This window comes from Pseudoalteromonas sp. ESRF-bin5, from assembly GCF_002632075.1.
Taxonomy (GTDB): domain Bacteria; phylum Pseudomonadota; class Gammaproteobacteria; order Enterobacterales; family Alteromonadaceae; genus Pseudoalteromonas; species Pseudoalteromonas marina.
Map to the genome: position 1 here is coordinate 1 of NZ_NTLW01000123.1, position 9805 is coordinate 9805.

Annotated in this window: 12 protein-coding genes; 3 read left to right on the top strand and 9 right to left on the bottom strand. The window is 38.2% G+C overall.

The window, feature by feature from the left end; all coding sequences use genetic code 11:
- The 3 genes from BCG07_RS06280 to BCG07_RS06290 form a co-directional block, all read right to left on the bottom strand.
- Positions 1–2156: ligand-binding sensor domain-containing protein (locus BCG07_RS06280; RefSeq protein WP_286889342.1), on the bottom strand; the 2156-nt coding region annotated here is incomplete at its 3' end.
- A 25-nt stretch (positions 2157–2181) separates the two neighbouring features.
- Complete coding sequence (locus BCG07_RS06285; RefSeq protein ID WP_008132419.1) at positions 2182–2583, bottom strand: GNAT family N-acetyltransferase; 402 nt, start codon at positions 2581–2583, stop codon at positions 2182–2184.
- 1 nt (position 2584) lies between these two features.
- Positions 2585–2788 carry a DUF3283 family protein gene (locus tag BCG07_RS06290; RefSeq protein WP_010556587.1) on the bottom strand — a complete coding sequence of 68 codons (204 nt, stop codon included), beginning with the start codon at positions 2786–2788 and terminating at the stop codon, positions 2585–2587.
- A gap of 124 nt (positions 2789–2912) precedes the next feature.
- On the opposite strand from BCG07_RS06290, the gene BCG07_RS06295 reads away from it, so the two are divergent.
- Positions 2913–3611 (top strand): transporter substrate-binding domain-containing protein, encoded by a 699-nt coding sequence (locus BCG07_RS06295; protein WP_010556588.1) that lies wholly within the window; start codon positions 2913–2915, stop codon positions 3609–3611.
- Here BCG07_RS06295 and BCG07_RS06300 read toward each other — a convergent pair.
- From BCG07_RS06300 to zntR, 4 genes are all read right to left on the bottom strand, one after another.
- Positions 3608–3853 (bottom strand): DUF1289 domain-containing protein, encoded by a 246-nt coding sequence (locus tag BCG07_RS06300; protein ID WP_010556589.1) that lies wholly within the window; start codon positions 3851–3853, stop codon positions 3608–3610. The genes BCG07_RS06295 and BCG07_RS06300 overlap by 4 nt on opposite strands.
- Positions 3854–3956: 103 nt before the next feature.
- A complete protein-coding gene (locus BCG07_RS06305) occupies positions 3957–5093 on the bottom strand; it encodes a 1-acyl-sn-glycerol-3-phosphate acyltransferase (RefSeq protein ID WP_033019396.1) in 1137 nt (378 codons plus the stop codon).
- A 159-nt stretch (positions 5094–5252) separates the two neighbouring features.
- The gene (locus BCG07_RS06310) at positions 5253–6386 is read right to left on the bottom strand and encodes an SO_0444 family Cu/Zn efflux transporter (RefSeq protein WP_006793209.1); all 1134 of its coding nucleotides are present in this window, start codon (positions 6384–6386) and stop codon (positions 5253–5255) included.
- Positions 6373–6783 carry a Zn(2+)-responsive transcriptional regulator gene (gene zntR, locus BCG07_RS06315; RefSeq protein WP_006793210.1) on the bottom strand — a complete coding sequence of 137 codons (411 nt, stop codon included), beginning with the start codon at positions 6781–6783 and terminating at the stop codon, positions 6373–6375. Before zntR ends, BCG07_RS06310 begins: the two co-directional genes overlap by 14 nt.
- Before the next feature lie 98 nt (positions 6784–6881).
- Between zntR and BCG07_RS06320 the strand changes: the two genes are divergently transcribed.
- On the top strand, positions 6882–7826 hold the full coding sequence (locus tag BCG07_RS06320; protein ID WP_286889349.1) for a D-2-hydroxyacid dehydrogenase: 945 nt from the start codon (positions 6882–6884) through the stop codon (positions 7824–7826).
- Between the two features lie 228 nt (positions 7827–8054).
- The gene (locus tag BCG07_RS06325) at positions 8055–8435 is read left to right on the top strand and encodes a DUF3192 domain-containing protein (protein ID WP_286889351.1); all 381 of its coding nucleotides are present in this window, start codon (positions 8055–8057) and stop codon (positions 8433–8435) included.
- Positions 8436–8472: 37 nt separating this feature from the next.
- On the opposite strand, the gene BCG07_RS06330 is transcribed toward BCG07_RS06325, so the two are convergent.
- Both BCG07_RS06330 and BCG07_RS06335 read right to left on the bottom strand, forming a co-directional pair.
- Positions 8473–9372, bottom strand: a complete 900-nt coding sequence (locus BCG07_RS06330; RefSeq protein ID WP_286889353.1) for a GGDEF domain-containing protein — start codon at positions 9370–9372, stop codon at positions 8473–8475.
- Positions 9356–9805: Hpt domain-containing protein (locus tag BCG07_RS06335; protein WP_286889355.1), on the bottom strand; the 450-nt coding region annotated here is incomplete at its 5' end. The genes BCG07_RS06335 and BCG07_RS06330, both read right to left, overlap by 17 nt.

The window sequence follows — 9805 nt, forward strand, 5'->3', positions numbered from 1 at the left end:
CTAAAAGCCATTGCAGAAAAAGCCACTTCAAGACCAATGTCATCGTGGTTTAAAACGACTTCATTCAGAGGTTGCCTTAAATCGCGAGATAACTCTCGAGACATTAAATTTACCCGCGTTATATTTACATGCTCTATAAGCGGCTTATAACTTTGGTTTTCCATTGGATGAAAATACGTTATTCCTTTTAACCCCCCATATACAATGCGGCCATCGTTAAGCTGCGCCATTGCTGAGCTATTAAATTCAGCCGATAAAAGCCCCTCGGCTGTACTAAACTGCTGAAAGTGGAGCGTTTCTGGATTTAAACGCCAAATACCTTTATGGCTACTCATCCAAATCATACCGTCGTCGTCAAGCACCATACTATAAAGTAATGTACCTAGTTTATTCTTATCAAGATCAATAGTATGAAGGTGTTCATACGTTGATGAATCAATACCAATTAAGCCAAAGTTAGAAAGAGAGATCCACAACACGTTGTTATTATCAATTACGTATGAAAGCACACTAATTGCAACGTTTTCATGTTGTTTGGGTACTTTATAAATCATTTCTAACGCTAAGTTGTTAGGGTTTAATTGATATAAAATACCGGCATTAAAAAAGAGTGGCCAGTCAGGTTTATTTGGTAAAGCGGGTAAAAAACCATGCGCTAAAAAAGGGTTAAATTGTGCCAATTCACCGCCCAATCGTGTCACAATTTTGGTGTCTATATTATAAACAAACGCGCCATGGTCACGATGCATAAAATATAAATCGCCATTTGGCATTAAAGCAACACCGTGTACCCACCCTGAGATATGATCTTGGTTTGCCACATTTTTTGTTTTAGGTTCAGTGACTTGATACGTATTTGGATCAAAAATATACAAGCCTCGATTTGTATTAAGCCAAAGCATATTTTTATAGGGCATAATTTGCCAAACACTAAACTCGCGTGTGTAAGCGTCAGCTTTATAATCTTTTAAATATACTTTGCTGGTATTGGTTTTTAAATCAACCTCAGTTAAGCCATTATTGGTTGCAAGCCAGAGCTTTTCGTTAAATTCGGTTATTCCCCATATTGAATGGTGAGATAAACCTGCGCCACCCAGCACACTGCCATCAACATTGTTAAAATGATACGTATCTTTTGATAGATAAAAGGCACCATCACTTTTTGTGGCCACCCATACGCCACCAGACTTATCTTTGGCCATATCAATAATGCTGGTGTCGGCTAAGGTATATTTACTTTGAGTGATTCGTGTATTTTTTATTAACTCACCACTATTTAAATCAAATTTGAATAACCCTTTGTCTGTCGCAAGATCGATTTCACCTTGGTTGTACTCTATTTTCCACACATTTAGGTCGGCAAGTAATACTTTATTTTTGAATGCAATGTCGGGACGTTCAAACATGCTTGGTAAATCACTAATATCAACCTGATACATACCTTTAACCGCACCGACTAATAACTGGTTATTTTCACCCAGCTCAAACGACTTAACATTATTTTGGTAAACATGCGCCGCCTCACCTTTTAAATGCTGTAATGGACGAGTTAGATCATTAGCAATATCATGAACGTAAGCACCGTGAGAGGTCGCTATAAAAATGTAACCGTTATAATGAAACAAGCTTCTTACTAATGTATTTTTGTATTCTTTAGGCAGCTCAAAAACAGATTCAATCACACCGCTTTGAATATCGAGCTTCGCAAAATCTCGATCTCGTCCAATCCACAGTGTTTTAGAATCAGCCGCTAGCATGGTAAATACTGATTGATTAAAAATTTGCTCTTCGTTGCTTGGAGGACTTAAAAATTGCTTGTAAGTATCTGTGGCTGGATCATATCTAAAAAGACCCTCGAGTAATGAGGCAATCCAAATATAACCGTCTACGTCTTGGTATATTCTGTCAATAATTGCTTCTTCTAGCTCTCCATTTGGGCCATTAATCGGGGTTACTTGATACCCATCGTAACGGTTTAATCCCCCTTCGGTAGAAAGCCACAAATACCCGTTGTTATCGATGAGTATGGTATTAACGTAGCTTTGTGATAGGCCTTCACTGGGTGATAAACGCTTAACTTGTGCACCAGCCTGGCAACTCACTATAGTTATTAAAACTAAGCAGCAACTTAAAATCCAATTAACGCCCTTACTCATGGTCATTCCATATGGTTTTTTATTTTTATGGGTACTCTAGTGCGACAATATTGCGGTGCTTATACATATCAAAAAGTACGTGTAGATCAGCAGTATATGTTAACACTTGGTTAAAACCAATACTGAGGTATAAATCGACTATGTTTTTAAATGCAAAGGTATAAACATGCATGTGTTGATGCTTCAAAAGATCAGTTATTAATTGCTTTGCTAGCCCTTTTGAGCGATGTTCTTTAGCAACATAAACCGTGGATAAAAACAAAAAATTGGATTTATGTTGCACCCTACATGCAGCCACTATTTGCTCATCTAAGTATATAACCCATACTTGATCTTGCTTATTAGCGCGCCCGCTAGCCCCATGTAGTTTGTAAAATTTATTTACTAAGGGTGTTTTTACTTTATCTAATAATTGGGTGGTATACATTTTAACTAAGCATTAGTGCCAAATATTGCTCAAATTTTTGTTTTAATATCGTTTGCTCTGCTACTGGACGGCTATGGATTGTATTATAAACTTGCTCGCGTGTTTTTTTATTACGCTTAATTTGGTATGCCCAAAATGAGGCTTCATAGTCGAGCTGGATTTGGTACTTATCTTCACGTGGTAATAAACATAGGTTAAAACTCACAGGATTTCCTCATTCTTTATATGGCTTAGGGTGTAATACATAGCTTGCAGTGCTGGGCAAAAAGCAAGCACCTTGCTATTATACGCCTCTTATTAATTTATCTCAGCAGTAATTGGAAATGATAATGCAAAGCCGCTTTAGTGTATTGTTTCTATTAACGTGTTTTATGTTGAGCACGGCATGTTTTAGCAATCAAAACACGCTCACATTTAACCGCCCTGATAACGTACCGCAAGCAAATTATGTTCTTGAGCTTCTTACACTCGCCTACAAGGACATAGGCTACGAAATACACCTTATCGATTTTAATCCCCAAAATGCTCTTCGCGCTGCTAATAATGGCACACTAGACGGACAGTTGGGTCGAGACAACAGTATAGAGGTAGATTTTCCTAATTTGCTGCCTGTTAACTACCCATTGTTCAAGTTTAAATTAATACTGTATAAAAACTGCCAGCAAAGCATATTAAACCGGCTCGATAACGTCGCTATTTTAGCTGATTGCCCCATACAAGCACAGTACATAAAAAATACGCAATTTGATGGTAATGTAATTGAAGTAAAAAATATAAGTACGCAACTAAACCTGCTTACTCAAGAAAAAGTAAAAGGTATATTGCTACTCGATTTTGCATCTGACAGTCTACCAATCCAGCATCCTGATGTTTGCTACCAAAAAGAGACACTACGTGTAACACCTGTTTATCATTACTTAAACAAACAAAATGCGCACCTAATTGAAGGCTTAGAAGCGGCACTCAATAAACTTCATAACAATGGCACGGCTTATGCGCTTAAAGCTAAATACAATATGTATGATTAAAAATCGAATCCGTGCTGCTTTGCCGTGTTAGTTGCACTTTCAGCTTGCTGTTTTTTGAGAAGATATCGCTTGTAGCGCTGCTGGCATAGGCTCAAAACTTTTTTCTTTTGTGCATTGGTTAAAGAGTTCCATAAAAATCGCTCGTCACGACTACGGTAACACCCTTTGCAATACCCTCTATTGTTAACTAAGCAAATACTTTTACAAGGACTTGGAATATCAAATATTTCAATTTGTTGCATAGCATACACCGCTTAGTTAAGGTCATACTTGCAGTATAGCGTTATTTTTAAACAAAAAAAAAGTAGCAATACTATTGCTACTTTTTACTTTATTTACTTAATGCTAAAGCGATTCAGGGCTTTTAACATTTATTTGTGCTTTACGATGAAATGGTTTTGCATACATAGCCAATACAAGTGGCTTAAGCTCTTCAGGTACCTGCGCAATACGTTGTTCAAATGTTGCCGTATCTGGAGAGTTAATTACCGACTCTTTACAACCACCAGCAATATAATTGCCTGGATGTAAGTAAAATGAATCTATTATTTGCTGGTCAATAGTGTTAGCAAGTTCCTCGGCGCTATCGCATTGTGACTCAATAGGCTGCCCAAAAGCTAAATGAACATGGCCCTTTGCCGTACTAAAGCCCTCAACAATGCTTAAAATATCTTCACCCACCGACTTAACATATTCACCATGTTGTTGCTTATGATAAAGCTCTTTAGCTTTTGCTATAGCACATGGCTCATATTGATAAGAAATAGACACAGGCACAACTTTTAACTCTTTAATGTATTCACCAAACTCTTTCTTTTGCTTTCGGCCATTAAGTTGCAACATTTTTAGTAATGCAGGATCGGTTTGATCAAAGCCATCTTTAGCGCGCCCTTCTTTTTGTGCAATCCAAATGGAGTGCCCGCCCATTAGTGAGTCATAAATATACGATGACAATTGCGTAAGGGCTTTTAGCATTTCTTTAGGGGCTTTAGCTGAGCGCTTAACAATAAAGCTTTTATTTAAACGCATCAGCTCTGTTATGTAGGGTATTTGCAGTAAATTATCGCCAATAGCTATTCGTACCGTTTTCATTTTATGTTGGTATAACCCCCAGTTAACAAGCGCAGGATCAAGCACTATATCGCGGTGGTTAGAAACAAATAAATAAGCTTGATTAGGATCTAATTTATCTAAACCTGAAAAGGTGACTTTTGACGTGGTGCGTTTTATAAGTTTATCTAAATACGTAGCAACTTCATTTTGAACATCTTCAACGCTCGTTACTTTTCCCCACTTTTTGCGTAGTTGGCTTCTTACCAATGGGCGGGCAATAAATGGCACTGCGGATAGAAAGCGCGGTAGGTTATACTTAGCAATGACATCTATAAATGCATCATCACTCATTAAACGCGCTAATGATGCGTTAACCTCATTGTCGTTGTAAGGTCTTATGTCTGCGTACTTGTCTTCTAATTCACTCATTACTGCATCTATAAAGTTAAAAAACGGCACGTAAAATACGTACCGTTTGTTTTATTGGTTTGAGTATAACTCAGGCAAACTGAAATGCGAACTAAGTCAGGCTATTGCATTTTTATAAAAACTAACAAGCACTCTAAAAAGTACATATATAACAAACAATTAAGTAATGCTCTTACCAGTTACCTTTCGCTTTGCTTGTAATGCTATGACAACTAAACGCAGAATAAGTGCGATTAAAATTACACCACAAATAAAGCTTAGCCAATATGGAAGCACCTGATGCTCTTCACCTAGTTGCGGGGAAACAACAAACCCAAACTCAGTTACTAAATAATCCGTTAAAAACCCAAAAATCAATGCAACCCCAATAACCCCTGTCAAATAAGCGAATACAGCACGCTTGCCAAGCTCATTAGCTACAACACCTAACGTAGCAATATTTGTTGCCGGCCCTGCGAGCATAAACACTAACACCGCTCCAGGCGATACTCCACTCAACAACAAGCCTGCAGCAATAGGCGTAGAAGCAGTGGCACAAATATACATGGGTATACTGATCAAAATCACCACAAGCATGGCAACAATGCCACTGCCCCACTGTGTTAAAAATGACTCTGGAACATAGGTCTGTACCAACGCGGCAAAGAATAAACCAATCATTAACCAGACCATGGTATCCGACAGAAGTTTATTGCAGCTAAAACTTATCGCTTGTTGTACTTTCTGCCATTGACTTTGTAATGCCTTGTTTGGTTTATCACAACAACTAGTTTGAACTTTAGGCTCCGCCGTTTTAGACGCACAACAACTGGTTTGAACTTCAGGCTCTGCCGTTTTAGACGCACAGCAACTGGTTTTTGTTTGAGCACCTGCCGCTGGCTTAGTCTGCAGCCTATCGGTATCTCGCCCAACTAACACACCTGCAACAATAGCACTGCAGATAGCAGCTATGGGACGAATAATAGACATAAACGGACCTAATAACACATACGATACTGAAACAGAATCAACCCCTGTTTCAGGCGTCGACACTAAAAACGCAGTAGTGGCACCTTTTGAAGCACCGGCGCGTCTCAATCCTATTGCAGCAGGAATAACACCACATGAACACAAAGGCATTGGCGCACCAATTAAAGCCGCTTTCACTGTGGTCAAAAAGCCTTCTTTACCTAAATGTTTATTTAAAAAATTTGCCGGTAAATATACATTTAATAACCCAGCAATCAGCAAACCAAGCATTAACCAAGGGGCAGATAATAAAAATAACTGCCAAAAATTATTAAGTAAGTCCATCGATGTCCTCCAAGGTTGTTAATATTGAACAGTTATAAGCGGGTTCTTGTCCACCACAGCACTTATCTGCCAGTATCGATAGCGATTGATGAAAACGTGTTAGCTCAGCAATACGCTCTGCAACTAGATCGCGTTTTTGTATCGTTAAATCTTTCACTTCACGGCACGAATGCTGGTGTTTTTTAAATTTAATTTGCAGTAACTCTCTGATCTCTAACAGGCTAAAACCAACATTTTTAGCACGCAAAATAAACTTCATTTGTTTGAGAGCTGCCTTATCATAATCGCGATAACCTGCCTCGGTTCGACTTGATGGCGTTAACAAATTGTGTTTTTCATAGTATCTTAGGGTATCTGTTGAGACACCTAACTGATTTGCAAACTCACCTATTTTCATTTGTTTCTCCAATGAGTATATTCTCAACTGATGCCAACTATAAACCTTAGAGCACACACCAAGGTCAAGTATTAAAATTTATTTAATTAGGACACATCATGAAAATTACTGTTCTCGATAACGCCACATTAGCAAATACATCACTTGCCTGTTTAGAGCAACTAGGGAGCCTTAAAACCTACGAACTTACTAGCCCTGAGCAAGTTGTTGAGCATAGCCAAGGGGCTGATATTTTAATTACCAATAAGGTCGTGTTAAACCGCGAAACAATTAGCAAACTAAAAAATCTAAAACTAATATGCGTGAGTGCTACGGGAACTAATAATGTTGACCTAGAGGCTGCAAAAGATCACGGCATTGCAGTTACAAACGTTGCAGGTTATTCAACACCTTCGGTTGTTCAACATACCTTCTCTTTAATCACAAACCTGCTTGGTAATACACACCGATATCAAGCTGATTGTCAGCAAGGTGCTTGGCAGAAAAGTGAAATGTTTTGCCGTCTTGACTACAGTTTTAATGATTTACAAGGCAAAACACTAACAATCATAGGCGGTGGTACACTAGGACACGCTGTCGCAAATGTAGCCGAGGCTTTTGGTGCAAATGTAGTTATGTCTGAGCGCAAAGGCGCACCATGCCGCGATGGCAGAACGCCTTTTGACGAAGCCATAAAAACCGCAGACATAATTAGTGTGCACTGTCCGTTAACAGAAGAAACGCGCAATCTAATTACCTTAAACGAATTTAAAGTAATGAAACCAAGCTGCATCATAATTAACACAGCACGAGGCGGTATTATTAATGAGGCGGATTTAACCAGTGCACTAGAGCAAAATATAATTGCTGGCGCAGGCGTTGATGTATTAACAAAAGAACCTGCTGAGCTTTCAAATCCGCTGGCAAATTATAAAGGGAATAACCTATTGCTAACGCCGCATATTGCGTGGGCAAGCACCGAATCAATTGTGCGATTAGTCAAAGAGGTAAGTTTAAATATTAAAGCGTTCAAGCAAGGGGAGTCTCGTAGCCGTTTAGTTTAATACTCGCCTTAGCCAAGTAACCTGAGCTCTGAATAGTAAATACCTTAATCATTGCTTGGGTTAAATAAACTAAAAAGTGGCTGTTTTTACTAATTTTTTTATTTTTTAAAATTAACGAAATAACCTAAAAAACGTAAACACTTGATTATAAATAAAATTTAAACTTGGCGTATACTTTGCGTTACTATCATTAATAATTAAGTAAAAATGATTAAGGTACATACAAAAATGAATAAATCTCTACTAGCAGCGGCAATTATTACTCCATTTTTAACGGGTTGTGTTATCGCCGTATCTGATGGTGAAGCAGAAACGCACTGGGCAGGTAATGACTCAACTAGCTGGCAAACTAAGCACAAAAATAATCGCGAAGCGATTTCTGAATTAAAAATGGATAGCAGCTACCAGTCGGTATTAACAACACTTAAAACCCCTAATTTTACCGAGTTACTAAAAAAAGGGGATGATGTGTATCAAGTCTTATTTTATGCAACTCATAGCATTCATTCTGATGGTAAAATGACTAAAGATGAGTGTACGCCACTTGTATTCAAAAACGATAAACTAGTCGGTATTGGTGACAGCGCATTAAATATGGTTAGCCACTAAAATACAAAAAGGCCAGTAACGTTACTGGCCTATTTTATTAGTGAGCGACCACTCTATTACGGCCAGCCTCTTTTGCTTCATACAACCCTAAGTCAGCTTCTTCTAATAATGAATGCTCTGAGGTTGAGCGGCCATCTTCCATGGTTGCAACGCCAATACTGATAGTTATACATTGTGCATTTAACGATGTTTTGTGCTCTATATTCAATTTGTTTACTGCATTTCTGAGCTTATTTGCAAACGCAATTGCTTCCTTTTTAGATACATCAGGTAAAATAGCCGCAAACTCTTCCCCACCGTAGCGGGCAATAAAGTCACTTCCACGTTTACATTGTGCCAATAAAGATTGTGCTACTTTTTTTAAACATTCATCACCGGCTCTGTGACCATATGTGTCGTTGTATCGTTTAAAGTAATCTATATCCATTAGCAGTACAGATAGCACTGAGCCCCCTCGTTTACTTCTTCGCCACTCTCGAGACAAATTTTCATCAAGGTAGCGTCTGTTGGGTATTTCGGTTAATCCATCTATGGACGCTAACATTTCAAGTAAATCGTTTTTTTGTTTTATCAGTAATTGATTTCGTACTCGCACTCTAACAATAGAAGCGCTGAATGGCTTAGTAATATAGTCCATCGCGCCTAGCTCTAATCCTTTTGATTCATCAGCATGCTCTTGATTAGCAGAAATAAAAATAACTGGAATAGCCTGGGTAATAGGATTTTCTTTTAACTTAATAATAAGCTCAAAGCCGTTCATAACGGGCATTACAATATCAAGCAGAATCAAATCAAACTGTGTAGTTCTTACAAAAGCAAGTGCCTCTTCTGCACTTTTAGCTAAAAACACGTCATGCTCTTCACATAACGTTTTTTCAAGCACTAACCTGTTAAGTGGATCGTCGTCAACTACAAGCACTTTAGCTTTTTTTGACATCCACCGCCTCCAAACCTCTAATAAATACAATAACCTGCTTCAACTGCATAATAAGCTCTTTTATGATTTGATCTTCAGGGTCATTGGTTGCTTTAAGACTTTTTTCGCACTGAAGCGCACAAGACGATAACCGCTTAAAACCCAAGTTACCCGATACTCCTTTGATACTATGCACTAAACGTACCAATTCACCTTTAACGGTACATTCGTCAATTTGTTGTAATTGGGTCTCACATAGGCTAGAAAATTTATCAATCATAGTATTAAGTAACGCCTCATCAGCACTAAATTGAGCTAAGGCAAATGCCCTATCAAAAAATACCGTTTTAGTGATCTGCATATCTGCAATAGCATCAAGTAGTACTTTTGCTACAACGGGCTTTGTTAAATGTTTATTCATACCGCATTTTAACGAACGCTCTATATCCGCAGG